Raw genomic sequence first — 24,697 nt, 5'->3', positions numbered from 1 at the left:
ACCGCGATGACCGGCGATCGCCAACCTAACCCGTCACACGGAGCTACTTTGCCCGTGGTGACGCCGACCCGAGTGGGGGGCCTAGTTGGCGGCTGGGGACACGTTCGGTTGCGACATGAGGTCGCACGCTTTGAGTGATCACGAGGAAGGAGGCCCGTTGATGTCGGGACCGTGATCCGGGTCAGTGTCCGAGACCTGTCCCTGCTCTGACGTGCGCTGCGGGTGACTGTGGGGTGCGGAGCTCAGAGGAAAGCCCAAGGGTGCCCGTTCCGTCCGGGGACCACAGGCGAGGGGAAGGCTGGAGGGGCGAACGACCGTGAATCCTTGCTGATGCCTCGTCATGTCCACATCGCGGGACGGGATGTCAACCGTGGTGAATAGGGGCCGTGCCGTTGGAAGGCGGCGAACGGCTGCCGGGGACCGAACCCGGCTCTGTGGACACCGTTGCCCCCGGGGTACAGAGGCCGCCCAGCCCCAGCCGCGTCTCATGCGTGCGGAACATGGAAACCCCGTCCGGGTCCGCTCCAGGTCCGACCAGAGCGGTAGGCCGACCGTGAGGAGAGCTGAACTCCCCGGCGGGAACAGGATGCCCAAGAAGCCAAGGCCGGCGGCCGAAAGGCAACGGGAAACCGGGACGGCAAGGTCGCTTCCTCCAGCGACGGTCTCGGATAACCGGCCGGATACCGGGCACGGTGCCCGGGCCCGAAAGGGCGCTGACGTGGGCAGGTGAGCCTTTGACGACGAAGCACCGACTACGCTGGAACCGAGGGACAAGTTGGACGCCACATGGTGAACGGACCCGAGGATCTGCTGCGCCTGGACGCCGAGAAGTGGGAGACCATCGACTGGCGGGCGCAGGAAGAGCAGATACGGCGGCTGCGGCGCAGGATCTTCAAGGCGGTTCAGGAGGAGGACTGGCCCAAGGCCAGAAACCTTCAGAAGCTGATGCTGCGGAGCCGGGGCAACACGCTGATGAGCGTGCGGCAGGTGACGCAGCGCAACGCTGGCCGCAAGACCGCGGGCATCGACGGGGAGGTCGCGCTGACCTCCGAGGCCAGGGCCGAGATGGCGGTGCGCGTGCACGCCACAATCGGTTCCTGGAAGCCGCACGCGGTCAAGCGGGTGCACATCCCGAAAGCCAGCAACCCCGCCAAGCTCCGCCCGCTCGGCATTCCGGTGATCATGGACCGATGTCATCAGGCACGGGTCCGTAACGCGCTGGAACCCGAGTGGGAGGCCCGGTTCGAGCCCCGATCGTATGGGTTCAGGCCAGGCCGGAGCTGCCAAGACGCGATCCAGTCCATCTTCCAGGCCACCAGTCAGAAGCTGGCGAAACGGATGTGGGTACTGGATGCGGACCTGGCGGCGGCGTTCGACCGCATCGACCACACCCGGCTTCTGGAGGCCATCGGGTCGTTCCCCGCCAGGGACATGATCCGGGACTGGCTGAAGGCCGGGGTGTTCGAGAAGGGCACGGGATTCTCACCGACCGACGAGGGCACCCCTCAAGGCGGCGTGATCTCCCCGTGCCTGATGAACGTCGCGTTGCACGGACTGGAAGAAGCCGCCGGGGTCAGCTACCGAACTGACGGCTGCCATGCCGGAGAAACGGTGGCAGGACGCCCGATAGCGGTCCGCTACGCCGACGATATGATCGCCTTGTGCCACTCCAGGCAGCAGGCCGAACAGGTCAAGGCGCGCCTTGCCCAGTGGCTGAGACCCAGGGGTCTGACCTTCAATGAGGATAAGACCCGCATCGTTCACCTCACCGAGGGGTTCGAGTTCCTGGGCGTCCTCATCCGCCGCTATCCCAACGGCAAGACGCTGACCACGCCGAGCCCCTCGGCGGTCAGGCGGCTGAAGCTGCGGCTCGCGGCCGAAATGCGCAGTCTGCGCGGCTCGAACGCGCAGGCGGTCATAGCCCGGCTCGATCCCATCGTGCGGGGCTGGGCCGCCTACTACCGCAGCATGGTCTCGTCCAAGGTGTTCACCGCCCTGGACAACTACGTATGGAGGCTCACCTTCAAGTGGGCCAAGTGCGGCCATCCGAACAAGCCAAGGCGCTGGATCGTCGACCGGTACTACGGCAAGTTCAACAAGTTCAGGAACGACCGGTGGGTGTTCGGCGACCAGGAGACCGGCGCCTGCCTCACCAAGTTCGCCTGGACCCCCATCGTCCGACACAAGCTCGTTCTGGGCAGCGCATCCCCCGATGACCCTGCCCTGGCCGAGTACTGGACCAAACGGCAAACGCGGGTCAAACCTCCGCTTGACAGCTACACCCTCCGCCTGCTCACCATGCAGGACGGCCGGTGCTCGCTCTGTGAAGACGCCCTGCTGACTGCCGACCAGCCACCCGAGTCACCCGAACAATGGGCGCGGTGGTGGCTACACGTCGTCAGACGCGCGATAGCAGCCGACTATCTCGTGCACCACGGGCGATCTGGTCCATCCGGCGATGGTCAGACCCGCCTCGTTCACGCTTCCTGCCATCGCAGCTACCTCAGCCGACGACACAGGAATCCAGCACAGCACACCTGAAACGCCCTTCGCGGCTTGCTTGAGCCGTGTGCCGCGACGAGTGGCACGCACGGTTCTGAGGGGGCCCCGGTGCAGCAATGCACCGGGGCTACCCGGCGAGAACACCCCCTCTACCGAGCACTCGCCGAGCACGACAAGCGCCAGCGGCACCCGGACACGATCGAACAGGCCCACACCACGTTCGCAGCCGATCAGGCGAACACCTGACCAACCGAAACGGCCATCACCGCTGGTCAGCCATATCCGCCCGATTTTCGGCGAGTACTACGGCGACCCCAATCTCGACAAAAGCCGCCTATGATCATCTGAATGGGAAGATGCCTGTTGGTCCTCGCGCTGCTTCTGGCGGGATGCGCCACGTCTCCTCCCCTGAAGGAGACACCGCACCACCCGCAGGCGGCCACGCCGTACGGAACCAACGTCCCCCTACCGGGCGGATTGCCGCAGCAGGACCTCCCGCCCCTCACGGCGAAGCCGGCACGGTGTGTCCAGCCGTCCTCAACGGCCGGCGACATCCGGCCGCTCCACGGGAGATCGGGGTGGGCCAAGGTGTCCACGCTACCTCGCGCCAACCTCGTCGATGATTTCGACGTCGCGCCCGACGGCGCGGTGTGGATGCAGATCAGATGGCTGAACCCTGCCATCGGCGGGCAGGAAACCCAGATTCGCCGCTGGTACGCCAACGAGTGGCAGGCCTTCCCCCGACCCTCCATCGGCCCGCCCGGCAGTGTCGACCAGGTGGGCGTGCTCGGTGCGGCCTCGGCTCAGCAGGCTTGGGCGCTGGGCACCACCAGCGAGAGCGTGAAGGCCGTCACCGAGACGGGTAAGAGCCGCATGTTCCTCGGCACGCTGCAGGACGGCCGCTGGAGCGACGTCGTCTTCACCGACCCTGAAACCAGGGGGCTCCAGGCAGGCCCCAGCTTTCTCGCCCGCGGAACGTGGGCGTTCGTCGGCGATCCCGTCGCGCTGCACTGGGACGGCAGGGCTTGGAAGAGCCACAAGTTGCCCGGTGATTTGGGAGTCGTCGCTCTGGGCGGGGAGGGCGACAACATCTGGGCGCTGCGGAGCGACCCTCGGGAACCAGCCGACCAGCCGACGCTCATTCGCTGGATGGGGCAGGGCTGGCAGCCGATCCTGCTGCCTGCCCTGGGCGGTCCCGCACTCGGCAGCGCGCCTGAGGCCTATCCCGTCGACGTGGCGATAAACGCGCCCGATGACGTCTGGGTGACGGGCTACGTCGGGTGGGACATGAACAACGAGGAGTACGAGGACGATCCGCTGCGTGCCCGCCCTGTGGCGCTGCACTGGGACGGCGCCGCGTGGACCTGCTTGTGGGGGCCGATGAGCTGGATCTTCGACGACGCAGAGCCCGATGGCAAGGGCGGCCTCTGGGTCGTGGCGTCGCAGGGGTGGGGGGCGCCGGAGCTGTGGCACCTGTCGGGAGGACGCTGGACCCGGGCGCGGCTGCCTGCTGGGAAGGGGCAGCACGCGTTCGTCTCCAAGCTGGTCAAACGTGCGGAGACCTCGGAGGTGTACGCAGCAGGGCATATCAGCACCAACGCCGACTCCTACCAAGGCATCGACACCTCCCAACACGCAACCCTGTGGCGAATCCCCTAAGGGTGTAGCTCGTCCTCAGTGAGTTTCCGAGCTGGGCTTTTGTGGTCGTGACTGTTTGATCGGGGAACGGGCGGTATCAAGCGGTGGAAGCAAGTTCGGAGAGCATCTCGACGAACACTTCAGCTGGCGTTCTGTAGCCAATTATACGCCGCGGGCGGGCTGGGCCGCTGCCGGTGGATTGAACCGTGTACTCATACCTCGTCGATTCGACCTCGGCGAAGGTGCGCGAGCTCAAAAAGGTCAGCTTCCAGCTCTGCTCCTGCAGCACCTGCCCTTGGAGGGCTTTGACGTCGGTGACGGTGCGGGGGTCGAAGTGCAGCGGAACGAAAACGTACGCTAAGCCCGTTCATGCAGGTCAGCAGTCGCGCGTGAGCGCAGGGCGGTTGAGGTCCTTGGCATACATTCCCGTTCCATCGCACACCGCCGGCGCATCGTAGGAAAGGCGTCCGTGGCCACCACGGTGCACCCCTCGGACCAGCCGCTGCCCTGCGGTTCCGTGACGGCCGTCACCCGCGCAGTCCGGGTCACGGAGGCTTAACGTACGTTTTTGTTCCGCTGCACTCCGAGGGCCGTGTTGGTCGTGTTCTTAACTGGCTTCTGGTGCGTCGTAGGAGAAGTCGTACCCGGCGAAGTCGGTAACCGGGACGTACCCGATTCGCTGGTAGAGGGCGTTGCTGGTGGGGTTGGCCGGGTCTGCGAACAGTACGACGTCCGTCGCGCCTGCGGTCAGCGCGGCCCTGCTCACCTCAACCGTCACGGTGCCCGCGTAGCCGCGACCCCGGAGGTGGGCCGGGGTGTAGACGGGGTCCACCCGGATCATGCCGCCGACCATCGAAGTCGAGCCTGCCATGGAGACGGGAGTGCCGTCCGGGGTCTCCCAGAATGTGAAGCGTTTGTCGGCGAAGCGCGAGCCGGCCCAGGAGCCAGCGTCTATGGAGAAGTCTTCTCCGACGGCGGCGACGAACTCACTGCACCAGTGGATGAGTTGCTCATGGTTCTGCTCGCCCACGGCGCGACCCCGGCCCTCTGGGAGCGGCTCCGGTGGGGTGAGCGTGCCGAGACGGTAGAGACGGCCCCGCCAGCTGGGTACCGGCGCTGCGTCTGTGTGCTGCTGCCAGGCTTCGGCGAAAGCGGTGGCGGTGTCGTGGTCCGCGGTGACGCCGGAGAGGGGGTGGCCGAGGTCGGCCAGGTGGGCGGCGAGGGTGTCGGCTTGCTCGGGGGTGAGGGGGGTGAGGCTCAGGCGGCGGGACGGAAGGCGGTAGAAGATGGAGCGGACCTCGCCCGCTCGCTCCAGTCGGCCGAATACGGGGGCTTCGGCGCCGTATGCGTCCGCCCCGCGCGTTCGCAGTTTCTCGATCACCGTCAGCGGCGTGGTGTGCAGGGCGGGGCGCGAGCGCAGGAAGTCTCCGGCTCGGGCGAGGAAGTCGTCGAGGTCTTCGGTGAGGTGCCAGTCATCCGGGCGCATGCTTCATGATCCCTCGTGTACTCGACTCCGGGGAGCGCATGCCCGGAGATGAGTCGTCCGCGTTGCCCCTGGTGACAGCTCCCGCAGCCGCTCTGGACACACGCGACAGAAACCGTAGTTCTGTCCCAAGCCCAGCCCGCTGACCTGGGCTAATGCGATCGCGTGTCCCTCATGACAGCTTCGTTACCGACACCCCGTACGGGGAAGTGCTCGGCAAGAGGGACGCGTTGCTGACCGTCTGGGAGCGCCCGTCACGTCCGCAGTGGTCCCGGAACCGTCCCGTATCGGTGATCGGTGCCGCTACCGTGGCGCCCGTCGTCGTCACGAAGGGCCGGTTCGCTGTGGGCACCATTCACCAGATCAAGGTCACCTTGCGGGAGGTCTCTCCGCCGGTGTGGCGGCGCGTCCACGTGCCGTCGACGGCGAGCCTGGCCGAGCTGCACGAGGTGATCCAGGTCGCGATGGGCTGGGAGCAACACCACCTGCACCTGTTCTCCGACGGGGAGCGGCAGTACGGCGACAACGCACGCGACGAGACGAAAGTGACGCTGGCCGGTCTCGTCCCGAAGGCGGGCGGCTGGCTCGGTTATCGCTATGACTTCGGCGACATGTGGGATCACGACGTCGAGGTGGAGAAGGTCCACCGGGCCGGGGCGAAGGCGACCTATCCGCGCTGCAGCGTCGGCGGCCGCTGTGGTGATCGAGGCCTCCCCCGCGGTCTCTTCTTCGACAAATGGCCGTCCCGAAAACAATGGTTTCCGGGACGGTGAAACGATCAAGGTCGGCGAGGGGCATTCACCCAGGAACGACCGTCCCGAAACTCATCCCGAAACACCGGCTCCGAAAATGGAGTTTCAGGACCGTTTCCGAGACGATGGGGGGATGAGCGCCCCCACCGCCTCCCCACAAGAGGACACCGTCATCGCCGAGCAGAAGACGAGCGCCTCCCCCGCCCCCCTCGCCGAGCTCCCCTTCGACACCACCCCGGCCAACGCGATCCGCTGGGGGTATGCCCGGGTCTCCACCCGCGTCCAAGACCACCGGCTGCAGCTGGACGCCCTGGCCGAGGCGCACTGCCGCGAAGTGGTCACCGAGACCGCCAGCACCCGGACCGAGCGGCCGAAGCTGGCCGGACTGCTGGAGCGGATGCACGCCGGCGACACTCTGGTCATCTACAAGCCCGACCGGGTGGCCCGCTCCATCAAGGAACTGCTGGTCTTCCTCGAAGACGAACTCGCCCCACGCGAGGTGAACCTTCAGATCCTGTCCGGCATCTGCGCCGGAGTCCACCGACCGACCGGCCAATCCATGGCGGACAAGCTGTTGTTCATGGTCGCGGCGATGGCCGCGGAGATGGAACGCGAGATGATCCGCGAACGCACCCTCGACGGCCTGGCGGCTGCCGCTGCCCAGGGCCGCAAGGGCGGCCGGCCCTCCGCTTTGGACGCCGACACCCTGGCCATCGCCCGGGATCGCCGGAACCGCGGGGAGTCCATCACCGCGGTCGCCAAGCACCTCGGGGTCGGCAGGTCGACGCTGTATCGGGCCATGGAAGGCGACGACCGGCAGTAGGAGGCGCGGCAGCCGCGCCGCCTGTCCCAGCAGGGCCCCGGTGAGCGCGTGCCGCCGGGGCCCTTTGTCGTTCCGGGACGCACCCCACCTACCCGGGGTCCCGGTAGCGATGGAGCAGAATCCAACGAACCTGCCCCTGACCTGTGGTGACGGTATGTTCCGCGCTGAGACGGAAGGACGATCCACTCTGGTTATTGGCGCTGAGGGCTGATCTGCGGGCCAGCGAGGTTAGAACCCTTGGTGGAGGGCTGCGTACTCGTCGCGAGCCTGTTCGATGGCGTCGGGGTAGCGCTGGGCCTTCTCGTGTTCTGCGAGGGCGCGGTAGACGCTGGCGAGGGAGGGGTTGTGGCCCTTGCGCTTGCCGGTGGGGATGATCAGGTCCTTGCGGATCTTGTCGACGGGCTCGCCGGCCGCGCGGCGCCGTAGCAGGGTGTGGATCATGTCGTCGGTGACGACGGCCGGGCGGCCGCCGTGGTTGCCCTTGCGGGCCGCGGCGTCCAGCCCTTCCAGCGTGGCCTCGCGGATCGCTTCCCGCTCGGTCTCGGCCATGGCGGCGAAGAACGCGAACAGTATCCGGCCGGGTCCGGCAGGGTCGTAGATCCCGGCGAGCGGTCCGGCGAGCATCTCCAGGACCAGGCCGTGCGCGGTGAGGTGGTCGGCCAGGGCGGTGAGTTCGCCGGCGTCGCGGCCGAGCCGCTTCATCTCGTACACGGTGAGGATGACGCGGCAGTGCGGGGCGTGGGCCTTGATCTGCCGGGCGGTGGCCAGGGCCTTCTCGAACTCGGGCCGGGCCTTGAGGCGGGTGGAGATCTTCTCGCTGAAGATCTTGTCGCGGCCGATGCCGTGCGCCTCCAGGGCGTCCAGCTGGGATTGAAGTTCCTGGGTGAGGGAGGAGCAGCGGGCGTAGCCGATGCGGATGTCGGCCGCGGGCCGATCGGGGTCGACGGGGGCGGGTGGCGGGGTGCCGGGCCGCCAGGGCTGGCCGGGCCGGCGGTCGGCGGGGGTTTGAACGCGCAGCCGCTTGGCCAGCCGGGGCACTTTGGTGAAGCGGCCGGTGTGGTAGGTGCCGGCGCCGGACCGTGACCGGCAGGGCGATCCGGGTGCGACGTCGCATCGCGGACAGGGGTGACGTTCGACTTCATCGCCGTCACGGGTGACGTCGTCGGCGGTGCCGGAATCGGCGGCGGATACGGCGTTTTCGTGGGGTTGGGGGCGTCGACCATTTCCCGAATCTTCTCACAAACATTTCTCAAAACAACCTCGGCCGAGGACTTGAGTGAGAACGAGTTATGAGAGGGATTCGAGGCTGTCGGCCGTCCCGTGAGGCGTGTTGGTGATCTTCTCTCGGAATCGTCCGTTTATGAGGACCATGGAGCCTTCCACGCGGGTTCGCCGTCCTCGCTGGGACAGGTCCACCGGCCCGTCCCATTACCTCTGCCTTTCCCTCCATCCCTCAGTTGGCGGCGCCAGTCCAGGAGATCGCCAGGTGTAGCGTTTTGACACCTCCTATGGGTAACCGCTATCTATTGGGCAACCGTTAGGGGGATGGAGTGCAGGACGCAGTGCTGGCGATGCTCGCCAAGGAGCCGTCGCACGGGTACCACTTGCACGCTCGGCTGCGGCGCAGTCTTGGCCCGCTGGGCGAGTCGATGAACCGCGGTCAGATCTATGTGACGTTGGCCCGGTTGGAGCGAGCGGGGCTCGTTGTCTGTGAGCGGGCGGACGGCCTGCCCGAGCGGCCGGAGCGCAAGGTCTATGCGCTGACGCCGGCCGGGCAGCAACGGGTGGCCGCCTGGCTGGCCGAGGTGGGCTGGCCGAAACCGGACCTGGCGGAGTTTCATCTCAAGCTCGCCGCTGCCGCCGCGGCCCGGCTGGCCGACCCGGTGGAGCTGGTGGCGGCGCAGCGCCGTGAGTTGCTGCGCCGCTTGCGTGAGGCGCAGCAGGCGGCGCTGGCCGCGCCGGCGGGGTCGGGCGCCGGCCTGCTGCTGGAAGGGGTCGTGCTGCGATTGCAGGCGGACCTGCGCTGGCTGGATGCCTGTGAGCGGGCCTGGTCCAAGGTCGATGACGAAGTTGAGGGTGGATGAACGTGTCAAGTGCCGCGGTCCGGGCCTGCGGCCTGGTGAAGACGCATGGTCAGGGGCAGAGCCGGGTCCGCGCGGTGGACGAGGTCGACCTGGAGGTGCCGCAGGGGCAGATGCTGGCGGTGATGGGGCCCAGCGGCTGCGGGAAATCCACTCTGCTGCACCTGCTGGGCGGCCTGGAGCGGCCTACCGATGGAGAGGTGTGGCTGGCCGGGCGGCGCATCGACGCACTGAGCGAGCGAGCTCTGGCGCGCATGCGGCGCCGGTCGGTGGGGTTCATCTTCCAGGCCTTCCATCTGGTGGAGGAGTTGTCGGCGGCCGAGAACGTGGAGCTGCCCGTGCTGCTGGCCGGGCGCTCGCGCCGCCAGGCCAGGCGCCGCGCGAGCCTGCTGCTGGAACGGGTCGGGCTCGCCAACCGTGCCCGGCATCTGCCGTCGCAGCTGTCCGGTGGGCAGCGTCAGCGGGTCGCCATCGCCCGTGCGCTGGCCAACGACCCGCTGATCGTCCTGGCCGACGAGCCGACCGGCAACCTCGACACCGCGGCGACCCTCGATGTGCTGAGGATCTTCGAAGATCTGCGTTCCGCGGGGCAGACCCTCGTGATCGTCACGCACGACGAACGGGTCGCATCCACCGCGGACCGGCTGATCTCGATGCGCGACGGGATGTTCGTCGACGACACCCGGCTGGCCGGCACCGGCACCGGGTGGCTCGGCGGCCTGATCAGGCTGGAGGGCTGAACGTCATGGGCTCCATCGTGCTCGTCGTGCGTCTGGTGCTGGCTGACGTGCGGCGGCACAAGGTCCAGGCCGCGATGCTCCTGCTCGCGGTGACCGTGGCCACCGCCACCCTGGCGTTGGGCCTATCCCTGCGCGGCGTGAGCGACGCGCTGTACGAGCAGACCCGCGCGGCCACCGCCGGGCCGGACGTGGTGGCACTCTCCGGCGTCACGGGCCCCGCCGTGACCTCGGTCCTGACCTCGCTGGCGGACGCTCCCGAAGTGATCGCCCACCATGGCCCCTATCGCGTCGTCTACGCCGACCTCACCACGCGCGATTCCACGTCGTCCCCAGTGGTGGTGCACGGCTTCGCCGAGACGCCCGGCACGGTCAACCGGCCGCTGGTGACCTCGGGTCATTGGGTACGCTCCGGCGGCACGGTCCTCGAACGCGGCTTCGCCACCGCGCTGGGCGTCGGCGTCGGCGTCGGCGACCACGTCACCATCGCCGGCCGGTCGTACCCCGTCGTCGGGATCGCCGTCACCGCGGCCACCTCCATCTACCCCTGGGCGGCGCAGATCGGCCCGTACGGCGGCCCCAGCGACTACAGCGGCCTGGCCTGGATGACCCGATCAGATGCCCGGGCCCTGGCGTCGTCCCAAGATCTCCCGGTGACCACGGCCCTGGACCTCAAGCTGCGCGACCCCGCCGCCACCGAGGACTTCATCGACGCCCACCACATCTCCACCGTCTTCCACTCCTGGCAGTTCACAGCCAAACAGGACATGGTCATCCTCAGGGACAGCCAGCCGATCCTGGTCGTCGGTAGCTGGCTGCTCAGCTTCCTGGCCATCACCGGAGTGGCGGCGCTGGCCGCGGGACGCGCCGTCGAGCAGACGCGCCGGGCCGGGCTGCTCAAGGCCGTCGGCGCCACCCCGGGTCTGATCGCCACCGTCCTGCTCACCGAGTACCTGGCGCTGGCGCTGGTCGGCGACGCGCTGGGGCTGGTGATCGCCCGCCTGACCGTGCCCGCCATCGCCAGCCGGATCGGCGACGCGGTCGGGCCCGGCGGCGCCACCGTTGCCACGGCGACCGTCCTCGCCGTGGCGGTGGCGGTGCTGTCCACGCTGCATCCCACGCTGCGGGCCATGCGTACGGCGACCGTCACGGCGCTGACCGCCACCGCGCACCAGCCCCGTCACCGACCCTGGCTCACCGCGCTGTCCGCGCTGCTGCCCACGCCGCTGCTGCTCGGGCTGCGGCTGACCGCCCGCCGGCCGGGCCGCGCCGTGCTGCAGGCGTGCTCCACCGCCACCACGGTGATCGCGATCGTCGCCCTGCTGACCCTCTACGCCCAGCCGGAGAGGGGCTACGGCCTGGATGGCTCCTCCGCCCTGCCCAACCTGCGCGGCGAGCACGACCGCCGGCTGATGCTCGCCGTCACCATCCTGCTGATCGCACTCGCCGTCGTGAACACCATCACGCTCACCTGGACCACTGCCATGGAGGCCCGGGCGAACATGGCCATCGCACGTACGCTCGGCGCCACCCCCGGACAGATCGCCGCGGGACTGTCCACCGCCCAGCTCCTGCCCAGCCTGCCCGGCGCCATCATCGGCGTCCCTCTGGGCATCGGCCTGCTCTCGCTCTTCGCAGCCAGGAATTCGGCGGAACCCCCCTCCTCCTGGCTGCTCGGCGCCGCACTCGCGACTCTCCTGGCGACGGCGGCACTCACCGCCCTGCCCGCACGCCTGGCGGCCCGCCGACCCGTGGCGCAGACCCTCAGCGCCGAAACAGCGTGACCGGCCCCGCTCAGCAGGCGCCGGCAGCAGCGGCACTCAGCGGAGCCCCGCGGATGGGTGGCCCCCAGGACAGATCACCACCCGCTACCGCAGCCTCGGCCTGAACTCCTTCGCCCCGCCTTCCGCAGGACGGACGAGTGGTCCGGTGTCCCTGGCCGACCGCCGCGCCCTGCTCGGGCTCTCCGGCCTGGTCGGCACGGCCCTGACCGCGGCTCCCGCGCAGGCGGCGTCACTGGTCCAGGTCGGCTCGTTCGGCGGCAACCCCGGCAACCTCGCCATGTACAGCTACCGCCCCGACGGCCTGGCCAGTGGTCGCCCGCTCGTTGTGCTGCTGCACGGCTGCACGCAGAACGCCAGCGGATACTTCTCCAACTCGGGATGGCGCAAGTACGCCGACCAGTCGGGCTTCGCCCTCGTGGTGCCGCAGACCAGCAGTTCCAACAACTCGTCGAGCTGCTTCAACTGGTTCGAGACCGGTGACACCACCCGCGGTCAGGGGGAGGCGGCCTCGATCCGTGCCATGGTGAGCTACGCGGTCGCCAACTACGGGACCGATCCCTCGCGCGTCTACGTCACCGGCCTGTCGGCGGGCGGGGCCATGTCGGCGGTCATGCCGGCCACCTACCCGGCGGCACCTCGCTGAAGGTGTACGGGAACAACGACGTGCGCCTGTACGAGATCAACGGGATGGGACACGGCCTGCCGGTCGACCCGGGCAGCGCCGCCGACCAGTGCGGCACCGCGGCGGCGTACTTCCTCGACACCATCTGCTCGGCCTACCACGACGCGCAGTTCTTCGGCCTGGACGGCGGATCCCAGCCGGCCCCGACGCCGACCCCGACCGTCACGCCGACCCCACGCCCACGCCGACCGTGCCTCCGTCCTGTGTGACGGCGAGCAACTACCCCCATACCACCGCGGGCCGGGCCCACCAGTCCGGCGGCTATGTCTACGCCAACGGGTCCGACGACGCCATGGGCCTGTGGAACGTCTTCACCACCCACACGCTCAAGCAGACCGGCCCGGACTACTGGGTCCTCGCCGACGGTCGCATCATCCGCCTCCCTCCGCGGCCGGCCGATCCAGATCCGTCGTCGTCGCCGGTTCTCCGACCGTCCGCCCGTCGATGTCGGCGCGGCTATCTGACGGCTACCACCTCCGGCTTGCGGACCAGAAGGAATGCCTGCGAGGTCTTCTCGATCTCATCGGGCTCGCGCACCAGCCGTGCGACCTCGTTGAGTCCGGCCTGGCTCAACAGCTCGGCGACGCGGTCGGGCGGGAACCGGTAGACGTCGAGCGCTACCGCGTGGCCGTACGCCCGCTCCAGGCGCACACGCTCGTCGCCGACCTTGAAGGCGAGCAGCAGGTGGCCGCCCGGGGCCAGGACCCGGTGGAACTCGGCGAACATCACCGGCAACTCCTCCAGCGGGGTGTGGACGGTGGAATACCAGGCGATGATGCCGCCGAGCAGTCCGTCTTTCAGGTCCAGGGCCGTCATCGAACCCTCGTCGAACCGCAGACTCGGGTATGTCCGCCGGGCCACCTCGACCATCGCCGGGGACAGGTCGATGCCGAAGACGCTCAGCCCGAGAGAGTCGAGGTGTGCTGTCACGCGGCCGGGCCCGCAGCCGAGATCGGCGACCGGCCCGGCGCCGGTGGCCTGCACGAGTCCGGCGAACGCGGCAAGCATCGCACGGTCCAGGGGCTTGTCCGCGAGTTCGGTGCTGAGGAGTTTGGCGTAGTCGACGGCGACGGTGTCGTAGGACGCCCGGATGGCGTGCAGGCGTGAGGTCTCGGTCATGATCGAAGACAATAGACCGGCCCCGGCTCGCCCGGCCGACCAAGCCGGCCCCGTGACGCCGGGGATCCTCACGCGGCCTCAACGGGCCGGCATTTCACATCCATGCCCACCCAGCGCGAATATCCGCCGCCCCACAATCCGGGCGACCGCTCACAAGACTTTCCGAGCGCTGCTCTCTCCACGTCACCGCCTCATCGAGAGTGGGTCAGCGCCCATCTCTCCGCGCTCAGCGCACCGCAGACTCGACCGCGGTCAGCACGTTGCGTAGCGGGGCGCCGGTGAGCTCACGTCAGCTTCTCAGCCCTGAAGGACTGAGCTTGCAGCTCCTCGCCGTCGGTGGCTTCGACGGTTTGGTCCGCGTCAGGCAGCGTGACTCACTGCCCAGCTTGTGACACCGCGTGCGGCGATGTTACGAGCTGCGTTGACGTCGGCGTGCTCAGCGAAGCCGCACGACGTACAGAGAAAGGTTTCCTGGTCGGGCCGGTTCTTCTTGTCCACGTGCCCGCAGGCCGAGCAGCCTTGCGAGGTGTAGGCCGGGTCCACGTAGACCAGAGCGACACCGGCACGGGCCGCCTTGTAGGCGATGAACCGGCCGAGCCGGTGGAAGCTCCACGAATGCAGCGTGACCCGCTGGGGCTTACGGAGCCGTACCCGGTCGCGGATGCCCTGGAGATCTTCCAGGGCGATACCTTGCCCGGTGCGTGTCGCCTCGGTCACGATGCGTTTGGCAATGGTGTGGTTGGTGTCGGCGGCGAAACGCGCTTCTTTGCGGCGGCGTTTCTTCAGCAGCCGTTTCGCGGATTTGGTGTTCTTACGCTGCAATCGGCGACGCAGTTCCCGGTCGCGGTGGCGGACCGCGTTCAGCCCTTTACCCGAGTGATGAGTGCCGTCGTCGGTGGTGGCGATGTCGGCGATGCCCAGATCCACGCCGAGGAACCCGTCCGGGTCGGTGACCGGCACATCCGGCAGGTCGCAGGTAGCGATGAGGAACCACATGCCATCGCGGTATACGAGGTCCGATTCGCCCTTGCGGTAGGCGGCCAACGTCTTGAGCTGATCGGCCGAGGCGGTGAACGCCACGCTCTTCATCCGCCCCCAGGTGGTCCAGATCGACACCGTCCGCGCGTCCATCTGCCAGGACAGACAGCGGTCGTCGAACGGCTGGGCCGCGCTGGGGCGAAAGACGATCGGCTTGGCCTGGACCCGCTCGCGCCGCGCGGAGCCGGGCTTGCCCACATTGCCGTTGCGGAGATTGGCGTGCAGCGTGGCGTAGGCGTCGGTGACCTTCTTGATGACATGCTGCGCGGCCTGAGCCGCCAGCCCGTACCTGTCCTTGATCTGCCCGTAGGCGTGCTTGCGCAGGTCGTAATCGCGGAATACCCGCTGGTTGTGGGCGAGCGTCGAGACCCAGGTGGCCGCGTCGTTGACCGCGCGTAGAGTCGCCTCCAGCGCCGCCGCCTGCTCAGGCGTCGGCAGGAGCTTGACCCGCACCACCAGCTTCATATCGAACACTCTAGCATTAGGTCCATGTCACCGAGATGGGGACCGAATCCCGACATCCGCCGAGGCCGTGCCGTGGTCCACAACCTGCACGCCCACTTGGTCTTCACCCCAAAGTATCGGCGAGGTGTGTTCACCGACGAGATTCTGCGTCGCTGCGAAGACATCATGATCGAGGTGTGCGACAGTTTCGGGGCGGAGCTGGTCGAGTTCAACGGCGAGGAAGATCACGTGCACCTGCTCGTGCACCACCCACCCAAAGTCGCCCTCTCGACGCTGGTAAACAGCCTCAAGGGCGTGTCTGCCCGGCTACTGCGCAAGGAGTATCCGGCACATATCCGTAAGTATCTGTGGGGCGGGCATTTCTGGTCGCCGTCGTACTTCGCCGCCTCCTGCGGCGGCGCACCCCTATCGATCATCAAGGAGTACATCGAAAACCAGAAACGTCCGGGCTGAGCCGCTCGACGGCCTACCGGTCACCACACCGCTCGGGCCTTGGCGGCCCTCCCGCGCTGTCGTTTCCTCCCGGGCGTGGGCGCCCGGGGTTCCACGCCAGATCACGCTGAAGATCGTGTCCCGGTCAGGACGGTGGTCGCATGGATGACCGCGACGTGAGGTACGTCACGAATTAACCATGAAAAGCGACATAAGGTATAAAAAACGACAAGGGTACCTCTTCGGGAGGGCCCCCGTCCCCGCACATATTCGCGTGATCACAAAAGGTCCGCCCCCGCCGTACCCCCGCAGCGGCCGCACCCTCCCCCGCCCGGCACCTCCCGATCATGTGGACGACACCTTCGCCACCCCACCGGAGAACCGCCCATGACCAAGGACAGCAGCGCACACCCCGACTTCGAGTTCGACCTCACCTTCGACGAGACCCGCCGCCGCGCCGCGGTCATCGCGGCCCTCGGGACGGGGTGGGATCCGCCGGCGGTGATGCGGGGCGAGGAGGAGGCCTACGACCTGCTCTACTCCGATCTCGACGAGCACCAGCAGGAGACCTACGACATGCTCGTGGCCTCCGGCGTCCTCCCGCGAAGGAGGCCGGACCGTGCTGCCGATTGATCCGCACGCCGATCTGGGACGCAGGGCCTGGGTGCCCTGCCCCGGATGCCACGACCACAAGGACTGCCGGACCTGCCTGGACGGCCGGAACTGCGGGGAGCACTGGCGCTATCTCATCGGCAACACCGGAAGCCGCCTGCACCTGCAGTGCCCGGGATGCACCCACCTGTGGGTACACGAGACCCATTTCGGTGCCGGCGGAACCACCCCGTTCTGACCGTCCCGTGACGGCCGCCACACCACGACCGTTCCGGTGCCGGTCCGCGACCGGCGCTCGACGGGGCGGCATGGTCGCGGGCGCCGCCGACCGGCCCGGACCGATCCGCCGTGATCAGGTTTGATCTCATGTCCGTATCCGGGCAGCATCGGAGTGCTCGACTGCCTACGGCAGCCATATCCGGAACGGACACCCATGACACACATAGATTTCAGCACTCCCCCGACGCTGCCGCCGACCAACGGCTACAGCCATGTCGCCACCGTCTCGCCGAACAGCAGACTCGTCTGGACCTCGGGCCAGGTCCCGATCGCCGTGGACGGGACGCCTGCCGCCGCCGGTGACTGGGAGGCGCAGACACGCCTGGTCATGCGGAACGTCGGAGCCGCTCTCGAAGCCGGTGGCGCCACCTGGGACGACGTCTTCAAGCTGACGATCTACGTCGTCGATACCTCGGCGCTGCCCGTCATCCGGGCCGTCCGCGACGAGTTCGTCAACCTGGAGAGGCCGCCGACGAGCTCGCTCGTGCAGGTCGCTGGCCTCTTCCGGCCCGACATCCTGGTCGAGATCGAGGCGGTGGCGGCGGTCCCCGCGGCCTGACGCCCCGCAGGGGACCTTCCCCGAGGGCGGCCGGGACGATCACGGGTGTGGCGGTTGGCCGGTACGGAGACGGGCATGTCGACCTCATTGCCGGACGGGGGAGAAAGCACATGTCACAGGGGCAGAGCAGGGTCTCCTGGGAACGGCGCACGGAAACGTGGGCCGCCCGTTCCGCCGGGGACGAGAGCACCGAAGGGACGCGGCGCATCCGCGCCTCCGGCGTCCCTCCACGGGCCGGTGGCGTCCTCCCTGCGGGGAGGTGCCGTCCATGAGCCTGGCCGCGGGGATCTTCGCGGGTGCGGCGGGCACGACCGCACTGGATGTCACCACCTACCTGGACATGGCCGTACGCGGTCGCCCGGCGAGCGAACTGCCCGCCCGGGCCGCCGGCGAGCTGGCCGACCGGGTGGGTGTCGATCTCGGGTCCGGGGAGCCCGCCGCCGGCAGGCGCGAGGGCGTGGGCGCGCTGCTCGGATACGCGGCGGGCCTGGGAGTCGAGGCGCTCTACGGGCTGACGACCGCGGTGGTCTACCAGCGGCTGACCCGCCCCTGACCCCGCCTCGGGGCCGGTCGGACCTCCGCCGAACGACTACACCCTGGCCTGGATGAGGGCGTGCGTGCCGCTGGTGCGCCAGGGTTCCCCGGTCTTCTCCAATGCCGCCACCGTCGCGGCGCCGAGGCCGACCACGACGTCGGACTTGAGGGTGCGCAGGGCCGCCACCGGGCCGGGGAAGTAGCCGACCGCCGAGGCGAACGGCGTGGTCGGCGGCCGCCGTCAGCCGCCGCACGCAGCCGAGGACGTCGGCGGGCACGGCGTCCGAGACGTAGTACGGCGTGGGCTTGACATGCAGGAGCACCTCCCCCAGAGCGCTCGCTGGAGCAGCGTCCGAGCCCGCTCCCCGGCGGGCATGGCGGGCAGGTCCTCAAGGGCGCGGAGCTCGGCGTCGACCCCCTCGCCGAGCAGTTCGGCCTGTTTGAAGGGCTCGAACGGGTCGATGCCCCGCCACGGCCCCGGTTCGAAGTATCCGACCGCGGTCAGCAGCCTGCGGTAGAAGTAGCTCTCCGCCCACAGGAACGGGGCGTCGTACCACCGCTGCCCGACATGGCCCCTATCCCAGCTCCGCCAGAGCTCACGGTCGTGCGCGGTCTCCTCCAGGGGGCCGATCACACCATCGGTGACCTCCTGGAGCAGGAGGTCGAGCGCGCGCCGCCGGTCGGTGCCGGGCGGGTCGCGGGACCGCCGCGGCGGGTCAGGCGGAGACCGCGGGCGGTGTGGCGTCCCCGGTGGCCGGGCAGGTTGCGCTCATGGAGGCGGAGTCGACGGGGGATTGAGCGACCATGATGCGGGTGGGGACGTCCGGCTGGCAGTACGCCGACTGGCGCGGGGTGCTGTATCCCCCCGGACTGCCTCAGCGGCTCTGGCTGGAGCGGTACGGCGAGTGCTTCGAGACGGTTGAGAACAACAACACCTTCTACCGGCTGCCGGCCCGCCGGACGTTCGAGGACTGGAGGGATCGGACCCCGGACACGTTCGTGATGGCGGTCAAGGCGAGCCGCTTCCTCACCCACGTCAAACGGCTGAAGGACCCCGAGGAGCCCGTCGGACGTCTGCTGGCGGCGGCCGAGGGCCTGGGGGCCAAGCTCGGACCGGTCCTCCTGCAGCTCCCGCCGACGTTGACGGCCGATCCCGTACGGCTCGACGCGTGCCTGCGCTGTTTCCCCTCCCATGTGCGCGTCGCCGTCGAGCCGCGGCACGTGTCCTGGTGGAGCGATCCCGTCCGTGAGGTGCTCTCGGCCCACGGCGCGGCCCTGTGCTGGGCCGACCGGCTGGGCCGCCCGCGGACGCCCCTGTGGCGGACCGCCGACTGGGCCTACCTGCGCTTCCATGAGGGGCGAGCCGCCCCCTGGCCCGCGTACGGCGACGGCGCGCTCCGCTCCTGGCTGCGCCGCCTGGGCGAGTCGTGGGATGAGCGCCGCGACGTCTACGTCTACTTCAACAACGACCCGGGTGGGGCGGCGGTGCGCAACGCCGCCCGGTACGCGAGGCTCGCGCACGCCGAGGGGTGGCCGGTGAGCCGCGCACCTGCCCGGCTCCCGGCACCTCACCCCGACGGCCCTCCGGCGTGACGCCCTCGCGGATCGCCGCTTAGCACGTCAGGGTGCGTGGCCACCGTGCCAGGACGCCTGGACCAGAGCGCGTTCGGTGGCCTCAAGGTGGACCACGGCGGCGAGCCACGCCCGGGCGTAGCGGTCGCCGTCGGCGTCCACCAGACGCCCGAAGACGTCGCGGGCGCGGCGGCCGGCCTCCGCGGTGAGCTCGGTGATCAGCTCGGCGGCCGTCTCGAACCCGGCGCGGCGGAGCGGGCCTCGCTGGGCGAGGAGGTCGCCGCCGCGCGCGGACTCGGCGACCGCCCACCGGCCGCCGGAGACGGCCAGCTCCACCAGGCGGCGTACCCGCCACAGGGGCGATCCGGCCAGCGGATCCGTATCCGCCCCGGCGCTCCCCTGCTCTGGCGGGCACGCGTCGCGCGAGGGGAGATGGGAACCTTGCAGGCGGTCGTATCCGAGGTCGGCGCGGCCCAGCCACTCCGCGGGCAGGCGGAGCGTCGGTTCCGCACCCGGGACCGGCCCGACCGCGAGCGGGCGCAGGGTGGACGCCCGGCTGGGATCCAGCCTGCCGATCACCCGCACCCGCAGGCCCGGCCGGGACGCGAGCCGCCGCAGGTTGGCGACATGGGCCAGGTCGGGGTGGGAATCGGCCGCCACGAGCCGGATCAGCGGCCCCTCCGGCCCTGCCATGGGTGGCAGCTCCCGGGCGAGCACCCGGTCTCCCTCGGCGCCGACGATCACCAGGTCGCATCCGACCGGCTGTCCCGGTCCCTCGGCGGCCCCGTTCCAGATGTTTCCCGAGAGCCTCTCGTCGGCCACCTCGCCGAGCGGGCGGGCGAACAGGGCGGCCAGTGGCCCGGCCGACCAGGGCAGGCCGGCGACGGGATTGGCGCGCACGCTCCGGCCGGCTCCGAGACGGCCGTCGGCTGAGATCGTCGTGCCGGAGATCAGCAACCCGCCGCGGGCCAGCTGGGCGTGGTTCAGGGCGGCCGCGCCCAGCGCGACCACGGCGGTGGCGGCGGCGCAGGCGCGGGCCGGCCCGCCGGGTCTGACGTCCGCGACGGAGAACCAGCGGCCGTCCTCCGCGACGAGATGGGTGACCACCCCGGCGTAGCCGGTGGCGCTGATCACCGGTTCCCGGCAGACCCCGTGAACCCGAAGTCCGTCGCCCTGCCGATACGCGCGGCGTACGGTTCCCACCAGGGCCGGATCGGGGTCGGCGGCGGCGAGCCTGCCGGTGGTCAGCAGGAGTTCGCCCAGTGCGGAGACCAGGTCGGTGAGACGGTGGCCGTCGTGGTGCGCGCGGGCGGCCTGCAGGCCGCGGACCACGCGCAGCGCCTCGGCCTCGGCCCTGGGCAGGCCTGCCAGCCGGGCGGTGTGGGCCGCGCGGAGCAGTTCGGCCTGGGGCACCGCGCCGGCGCCGGTCACCCCGCCCACGAGCACGGCCGCGGCGGCGCCCCACAGCTCGGCCGCCGCCGCCACCTGCGCGGCGGTGGGCTCCCCGCCCGTGGTGACGGTCTCACCATCCGTCGCATCGGGGCCGGTACCGCCGTCCGTCCGCGCGGCGGGTTCGGGCTCGGCACCGAGTCCCGAACCCGGATCCGGGTCGGTGTCCGTACCCGTGTCCGCGCCTGGATCCGCGATGGGGCAGGTGCTGAGCACGGCCGCGCGGTGCAGGCAGCGCGGGGCCAGCAGGCAGCTGCACCGCGCCGCGCCGGGGTCGGTGATCGCGCCCGACGGGCCCGGCTCAAGCGTGACCACCGCGTCCTCTCCCCAGCTCACGCGGACGGCCTGCCCATCGGCGGTGACGGGGAGCCCGGTGCAGCGTTCGACCGCCGCGTCCAGCTTCTTACGCAACCGGGGCGTGAGATCCTCCACCGCCGCGGCGGCTACATGTGGTTCCACCGGTGGCAGCGGCGTGGCTGGGGGAACGGCGGACACAGGGAGACTCAACGGGCTTCTCCTCGGAGGCGGTCGCCCACCCATCGGGCGAGGGCGAGGGGGCTGAGCGCGGCGACGGGCATGCCGGCCGCGACGAGCTGCTGGGCGACGGGCACCGAGTAACGCGGGGCACCCCCGCCGTCCAGGGCGGCGCAGCCCAGCAGGCGTACGCCGGAGGAGACAAGGGAGCGGACCTCTCCGAGCAGTCCCCCGAGGGGGTACCCCTCCTCGAAGTCGCTGACCACCACGACGAGTGTCCGGCTCGGCACGGTGACCAGGGAGCGCGCGTGGGCGAGCCCCGCGGCGATGTGGGTGCCGCCGCCGACCCGCACGTCGAGCAGGAGGGACAACGGGTCGGCGACCCGGTCCGTCAGGTCGATCACCTGGGTGGAGAAGGCGAGGAAGTGGGTGGAGAGGGTGGGCACGCCCCCCAGGACGGCCGCGGTCAGCGCCGACCAGATCACCGAGGCCTCCATCGAGCCGGACACGTCGACCACGAAGATCAGCCGCCAGTCGGCCTCATTGCGGACCCGGGCGCCGAAGACGGGCCGTTCCGGAATGAGGAGGATCCCGCCGTCGGCGGTCCGGCGCGTGTGCGTCAGGTTGGCCCGGATCGTGGCGGGCAGGTTGAGCCGGCCGCCGGGGCGGCGGGTGGGACGCGGCGTCGACAGTCCGGTCAGCGCGGGACGCAGCCGGGTGGCGAGCTCACGGGCGAGCTCGGCGACCAGGCGGCGGACGAGCGGCCGCAGCCGGGAGAGCTGCTGTTCCGGCAACCCGCCCGCCAGGGAGAGCACCGAGGTCAGCAGCTCGACGGACGGACGCACCGTGTCCGGGTCGAGTACGGTCAGCACGTCGGACCGCCCGTTGTCGGCAGCCCGGCCCAGCACCTCCTCACGCACCTCCGTCCCGAACAGGACGTCGAGTTCCTGCGCCCACTCGCGGGCCGTGGGGAAGGACATCCCCTGGCCGCCGCCCTCGCCCGGCCGGGAACCCGGTCCCCGCTCGATGTCGGCGGCCCCCTCTCCCCGCCCCGCTCCGTACAGCTCGTCCAATGCGTAGGCGTAGCGCCGGGCGTCGGCGGGGAGCCGTCCGGCCTCCCTGCCGAGCAGCAGGCGCCACCGGTCGGCTGGAGCGAGCCGTCGAGGACCGGTCTCGCCGACGTCCGCGTCGGGCGTGCTCCGGTGGTCCGGCCCGGGGACGTCGGGGACGTCGGGAGCCACAGGACGGCGGCCGGGCACGGGGAGACGCAGAGCGTTCAGCGCGGCCAGGCCGGCGGCGTCCGCGGCGGCCCAGAGGGCGAGGATCGCGGGCGGGGCGCTCAACGCCAGATCGAGCCGGTCGCCGACACGGTCGGCCACCGCCTGGAGCAGGCGGTCGCGGCCTGCCGGAGCGAGCGTGTCGAAACCACCGCGCAGCGCCGGCAGGCGGTCCAGGAAGTCCCGGTCGGTGAGAGCGTCGACCCGGTCCAGCAGCGGGTCGAGGACCGCCGCGGCCGACTGCAGGAGCGGTCCCGCGGCGGTGAGCAGGCCGGTGAGCAGGTGCGACAGGCGGCGACGGCCGTCCGGGCCGGTGGCGGTGTCGACCCACCCGGCGATACGGGTTCCCAGGGTGGGCGGGGTGTCCAGCCCGAGCAGGACCCGGGCCGCCAGCGCGGCCCCCTGCATGAGAGGCGAGCCGGTACGCACGAGGGTGCCCAGCGCGTCGTCCATGTGCAGCCCCAGCCGATGCTCACTCGCCCGGGTGACGAGCGCGATCAGGGCGGCCGCGTCGTCCGTCTGGTCGCTGCCGGCCAGGCCGGGCAGCGTGCGGACGGCCGCCTCCAGCAGGGTGCCGGCCAGTTGGGCGGCCTGTTCGCGGGTCTCCGGCGTGGTGCCGGGGATGTGCTCCCGGCGGAGCGCCTCCAGCAGGTCGAGTCCGCGGAGGAGGTCGGGGAGTCCCGCGGTGGCGGGGAGTACGGCGGCGGCGTCCGTGAGGCGGTCGGCGACCAGGTCGGGCAGGTCGCAGACGGCCGCCCCGCGCAGGTTCGCGAGGACCAGTTCGCAGGTGGGCCCGCCCTCCGCGGACTCACGGCGGAAGGTCTCCCGCAACGTGCCCGCCGCCGCCAGGCCGGCGGTGACGCCGCGTGCGCCCACCAGGTCGAGCATGGCCGCGGCGGAAGGGGTCCACGAGAGCTCCCACCGGGTGGTGAGCGCGGCCCCGTCGCCCGTCCCCGCCACTTCGGCCGGCACGCCGTACCTGATCCCGCACACCAGCAGGCGCTGGAGCAGGATCTCGCGGCGGCGGTCCAGGTCGGAACGGAGCGGGTCGAGACGGATGTCACGGGAACCGGGGTTGTCCGGGCAGGGCAGTCGCAACGTCGCGAGTTCGGCCTCGACCGCGGGACCGAGCCCGGAACGGGGTGTCGCCGGTGCCGTCCTGCCGCGCTCGGTGCCGACGAGGACCGCTTCGAGGGAACGGGCGAGCGCCCGGCCGCGTCCCAGGGGCTCGCCCTGCCCGAGCACGGACGTCACCGCCTCCAGGAGTTCGCCGCGGCCCGGCGCGGGCAGCCCTCGGAGCCGGGCCAGATCGCAGGCGAGGCGCAGGGTCTCCGCGGCCTCCCCCGTGCCGGCCGTGTGGCCGGTCGCGCGCAGTTCCCGGCACAGGTCGGTGATCGCGCGGGCGGCGGCGTCCCGGATCTTCTCGGGATCGCCTCCGGCGGTGAAGATCGCCTGCTGCCAGCGCGGATCGCGGATACCGGCCGGGTAGCCGGATCGGGAGTCGAGCAGGTCGAAGGAGTAGGGGACGAGCGAGGTGGAGGGCGGGGGTCCGTCGCCGGCGGGCGGTGTGGTGAGCACGCCGGGGCTGTGCGGCACGCTCGAAGTGTCTGCCGGGCCGTCGGAGTCGTGTGCCGACGCGCCGACGTCATATGCCGGCGTGCCCGGCAGGGCCGGGGCGTGGAAGGCACCGACCACCGCGGCGACACGCCGGCCGCCCGCGGCGGCTCCGGCCAGTACCTCGCGCATGCACGCCTCGCGTGCCAGGTCCCTGGGCGGCACTCCGCCCGAGCCCTCCGCGTCCTGGCGCAACGCCCACCCCACGCCCAGCGCGGCCCGGCGTACCGACTCGGGCGGACATCCGGGGGCGAGCACCTCCACGACGCGGTCCCACATGTCGTCCCCCTCCCGGCCCGTGCAGGAGGCGGTGAGGGCGTCGGCGAAGGCGTTCCCCCTCGAGATCGCCGTGCCGGTCGGGGCGTGCCCGCTCCCGGAGTCACCGGCCGGCGCCGGACGGGGCTGTTCCGGGCCGCGCGTGGACCAGCCCGGAGCCGACAGCGGCAGGTCGCAGCAGAGCACCTCGGCCCCGCGTTCCCGGGCCCAGCGGACGGCCGCCAGCTCGGGTGAGAAGTCGGCGAAGGGATAGAACCCGAGCCCGCCGTCCTCGGTCGTCCCGGCGAGGGCGACCGGCGCGCGGGTGGCCGGATCCGCCAGGTGCACCAGCCACGGCTGGAAGTCGGCGGGCAGTTCGACGCAGACCACCTCGGCCCCGGCGGCGTCCAGCAGCGCCGGGACGGCCGCCGCCAGCGCGGGGCTGTGGTGACGCACGCCGATCAGATACGGCTGGACGGAGCCGGCGAGGGCGTCCACCGCGTCCCGGGGACCCTCCGCGGCCACGTCCCCGACTT

General features: G+C 70.6%; 25 protein-coding genes. 17 read left to right on the top strand and 8 right to left on the bottom strand.

Annotated elements, in window-relative coordinates:
• The first annotated feature begins 786 nt into the window (after window positions 1–786).
• The 3 genes from ltrA to FHR32_RS40105 all read left to right on the top strand — a co-directional run bounded on the left by ltrA (window position 787) and on the right by FHR32_RS40105 (window position 4,161).
• The gene (gene ltrA / locus FHR32_RS40115; RefSeq protein ID WP_184759818.1) at window positions 787–2,541 is read left to right on the top strand and encodes a group II intron reverse transcriptase/maturase; all 1,755 of its coding nucleotides are present in this window, start codon (window positions 787–789) and stop codon (window positions 2,539–2,541) included.
• Between the two features lie 69 nt (window positions 2,542–2,610).
• The gene (locus FHR32_RS40110; protein WP_184759817.1) at window positions 2,611–2,748 is read left to right on the top strand and encodes a hypothetical protein; all 138 of its coding nucleotides are present in this window, start codon (window positions 2,611–2,613) and stop codon (window positions 2,746–2,748) included.
• A gap of 342 nt (window positions 2,749–3,090) precedes the next feature.
• Window positions 3,091–4,161 carry a hypothetical protein gene (locus FHR32_RS40105; protein ID WP_184759816.1) on the top strand — a complete coding sequence of 357 codons (1,071 nt, stop codon included), beginning with the start codon at window positions 3,091–3,093 and terminating at the stop codon, window positions 4,159–4,161.
• A 586-nt stretch (window positions 4,162–4,747) separates the two neighbouring features.
• On the opposite strand, the gene FHR32_RS40100 is transcribed toward FHR32_RS40105, so the two are convergent.
• Window positions 4,748–5,626, bottom strand: a complete 879-nt coding sequence (locus tag FHR32_RS40100; RefSeq protein WP_184759815.1) for a GNAT family N-acetyltransferase — start codon at window positions 5,624–5,626, stop codon at window positions 4,748–4,750.
• A 152-nt stretch (window positions 5,627–5,778) separates the two neighbouring features.
• On the opposite strand from FHR32_RS40100, the gene FHR32_RS40095 reads away from it, so the two are divergent.
• Window positions 5,779–6,396 carry a plasmid pRiA4b ORF-3 family protein gene (locus FHR32_RS40095; protein ID WP_184759814.1) on the top strand — a complete coding sequence of 206 codons (618 nt, stop codon included), beginning with the start codon at window positions 5,779–5,781 and terminating at the stop codon, window positions 6,394–6,396.
• A gap of 112 nt (window positions 6,397–6,508) precedes the next feature.
• Window positions 6,509–7,198, top strand: coding sequence for a recombinase family protein (locus FHR32_RS40090; RefSeq protein WP_184759813.1), 690 nt, complete (start codon window positions 6,509–6,511; stop codon window positions 7,196–7,198).
• A gap of 228 nt (window positions 7,199–7,426) precedes the next feature.
• Here the strand turns inward: FHR32_RS40090 and FHR32_RS40085 are convergent, their stop codons facing one another.
• Entirely contained in the window at window positions 7,427–8,236 is an 810-nt protein-coding gene (locus tag FHR32_RS40085; protein WP_312882921.1) for a recombinase family protein, read from the bottom strand.
• An 87-nt stretch (window positions 8,237–8,323) separates the two neighbouring features.
• On the opposite strand from FHR32_RS40085, the gene FHR32_RS40080 reads away from it, so the two are divergent.
• The 6 genes from FHR32_RS40080 to FHR32_RS45520 all read left to right on the top strand — a co-directional run bounded on the left by FHR32_RS40080 (window position 8,324) and on the right by FHR32_RS45520 (window position 12,691).
• A complete protein-coding gene (locus tag FHR32_RS40080; protein ID WP_184759812.1) occupies window positions 8,324–8,491 on the top strand; it encodes a hypothetical protein in 168 nt (55 codons plus the stop codon).
• Between the two features lie 257 nt (window positions 8,492–8,748).
• Complete coding sequence (locus tag FHR32_RS40075; protein ID WP_184759811.1) at window positions 8,749–9,282, top strand: PadR family transcriptional regulator; 534 nt, start codon at window positions 8,749–8,751, stop codon at window positions 9,280–9,282.
• Window positions 9,279–10,019 carry an ABC transporter ATP-binding protein gene (locus FHR32_RS40070; RefSeq protein ID WP_184759810.1) on the top strand — a complete coding sequence of 247 codons (741 nt, stop codon included), beginning with the start codon at window positions 9,279–9,281 and terminating at the stop codon, window positions 10,017–10,019. The genes FHR32_RS40075 and FHR32_RS40070 overlap by 4 nt, the downstream gene beginning before the upstream one ends.
• Window positions 10,020–10,024: 5 nt before the next feature.
• On the top strand, window positions 10,025–11,800 hold the full coding sequence (locus FHR32_RS40065) for an ABC transporter permease (protein WP_184759809.1): 1,776 nt from the start codon (window positions 10,025–10,027) through the stop codon (window positions 11,798–11,800).
• Between the two features lie 145 nt (window positions 11,801–11,945).
• The gene (locus tag FHR32_RS45525; protein ID WP_312882920.1) at window positions 11,946–12,443 is read left to right on the top strand and encodes an extracellular catalytic domain type 1 short-chain-length polyhydroxyalkanoate depolymerase; all 498 of its coding nucleotides are present in this window, start codon (window positions 11,946–11,948) and stop codon (window positions 12,441–12,443) included.
• A gap of 2 nt (window positions 12,444–12,445) precedes the next feature.
• Window positions 12,446–12,691, top strand: a complete 246-nt coding sequence (locus tag FHR32_RS45520; RefSeq protein ID WP_246468557.1) for a hypothetical protein — start codon at window positions 12,446–12,448, stop codon at window positions 12,689–12,691.
• 247 nt (window positions 12,692–12,938) lie between these two features.
• On the opposite strand, the gene FHR32_RS40055 is transcribed toward FHR32_RS45520, so the two are convergent.
• Both FHR32_RS40055 and FHR32_RS40050 read right to left on the bottom strand, forming a co-directional pair.
• On the bottom strand, window positions 12,939–13,601 hold the full coding sequence (locus tag FHR32_RS40055; protein ID WP_184759808.1) for a class I SAM-dependent DNA methyltransferase: 663 nt from the start codon (window positions 13,599–13,601) through the stop codon (window positions 12,939–12,941).
• A gap of 360 nt (window positions 13,602–13,961) precedes the next feature.
• Entirely contained in the window at window positions 13,962–15,104 is a 1,143-nt protein-coding gene (locus tag FHR32_RS40050) for an RNA-guided endonuclease InsQ/TnpB family protein (protein ID WP_184759807.1), read from the bottom strand.
• A gap of 24 nt (window positions 15,105–15,128) precedes the next feature.
• Between FHR32_RS40050 and tnpA the strand changes: the two genes are divergently transcribed.
• From tnpA to FHR32_RS40025, 5 genes are all read left to right on the top strand, one after another.
• Entirely contained in the window at window positions 15,129–15,557 is a 429-nt protein-coding gene (gene tnpA, locus FHR32_RS40045) for an IS200/IS605 family transposase (protein ID WP_184753172.1), read from the top strand.
• 366 nt (window positions 15,558–15,923) lie between these two features.
• Complete coding sequence (locus FHR32_RS40040) at window positions 15,924–16,169, top strand: DUF6400 family protein (RefSeq protein ID WP_184759806.1); 246 nt, start codon at window positions 15,924–15,926, stop codon at window positions 16,167–16,169.
• Entirely contained in the window at window positions 16,156–16,386 is a 231-nt protein-coding gene (locus FHR32_RS40035) for a hypothetical protein (protein ID WP_184759805.1), read from the top strand. The genes FHR32_RS40040 and FHR32_RS40035 overlap by 14 nt, the downstream gene beginning before the upstream one ends.
• Before the next feature lie 195 nt (window positions 16,387–16,581).
• Window positions 16,582–16,986: a RidA family protein gene (locus tag FHR32_RS40030; protein ID WP_184759804.1), complete on the top strand. Its 405-nt coding sequence runs from the start codon at window positions 16,582–16,584 to the stop codon at window positions 16,984–16,986.
• Between the two features lie 268 nt (window positions 16,987–17,254).
• Entirely contained in the window at window positions 17,255–17,539 is a 285-nt protein-coding gene (locus FHR32_RS40025; RefSeq protein ID WP_184759803.1) for a hypothetical protein, read from the top strand.
• Between the two features lie 36 nt (window positions 17,540–17,575).
• Here FHR32_RS40025 and FHR32_RS43700 read toward each other — a convergent pair whose 3' ends face one another.
• Together FHR32_RS43700 and FHR32_RS40020 are read right to left on the bottom strand one after the other, a co-directional pair.
• Window positions 17,576–17,707, bottom strand: coding sequence for a hypothetical protein (locus FHR32_RS43700; protein WP_345006079.1), 132 nt, complete (start codon window positions 17,705–17,707; stop codon window positions 17,576–17,578).
• 54 nt (window positions 17,708–17,761) lie between these two features.
• Entirely contained in the window at window positions 17,762–18,154 is a 393-nt protein-coding gene (locus tag FHR32_RS40020; RefSeq protein ID WP_221466859.1) for an ARMT1-like domain-containing protein, read from the bottom strand.
• Window positions 18,155–18,324: 170 nt separating this feature from the next.
• On the opposite strand from FHR32_RS40020, the gene FHR32_RS40015 reads away from it, so the two are divergent.
• Window positions 18,325–19,113 (top strand): DUF72 domain-containing protein, encoded by a 789-nt coding sequence (locus tag FHR32_RS40015; RefSeq protein ID WP_184759802.1) that lies wholly within the window; start codon window positions 18,325–18,327, stop codon window positions 19,111–19,113.
• 27 nt (window positions 19,114–19,140) lie between these two features.
• Here the strand turns inward: FHR32_RS40015 and FHR32_RS40010 are convergent, their stop codons facing one another.
• Both FHR32_RS40010 and FHR32_RS40005 read right to left on the bottom strand, forming a co-directional pair.
• The gene (locus FHR32_RS40010) at window positions 19,141–21,000 is read right to left on the bottom strand and encodes an SWIM zinc finger family protein (RefSeq protein ID WP_312882919.1); all 1,860 of its coding nucleotides are present in this window, start codon (window positions 20,998–21,000) and stop codon (window positions 19,141–19,143) included.
• A 44-nt stretch (window positions 21,001–21,044) separates the two neighbouring features.
• Window positions 21,045–24,686, bottom strand: a complete 3,642-nt coding sequence (locus FHR32_RS40005; protein WP_184759800.1) for a vWA domain-containing protein — start codon at window positions 24,684–24,686, stop codon at window positions 21,045–21,047.
• Window positions 24,687–24,697: the final 11 nt, after the last annotated feature.

This window comes from Streptosporangium album, from assembly GCF_014203795.1.
Classification (GTDB): Bacteria; Actinomycetota; Actinomycetes; order Streptosporangiales; family Streptosporangiaceae; genus Streptosporangium; species Streptosporangium album.
The sequence above is the reverse complement of the archived record's forward strand: the minus strand, read 5'-3'. Positions and strand labels throughout refer to the sequence as shown.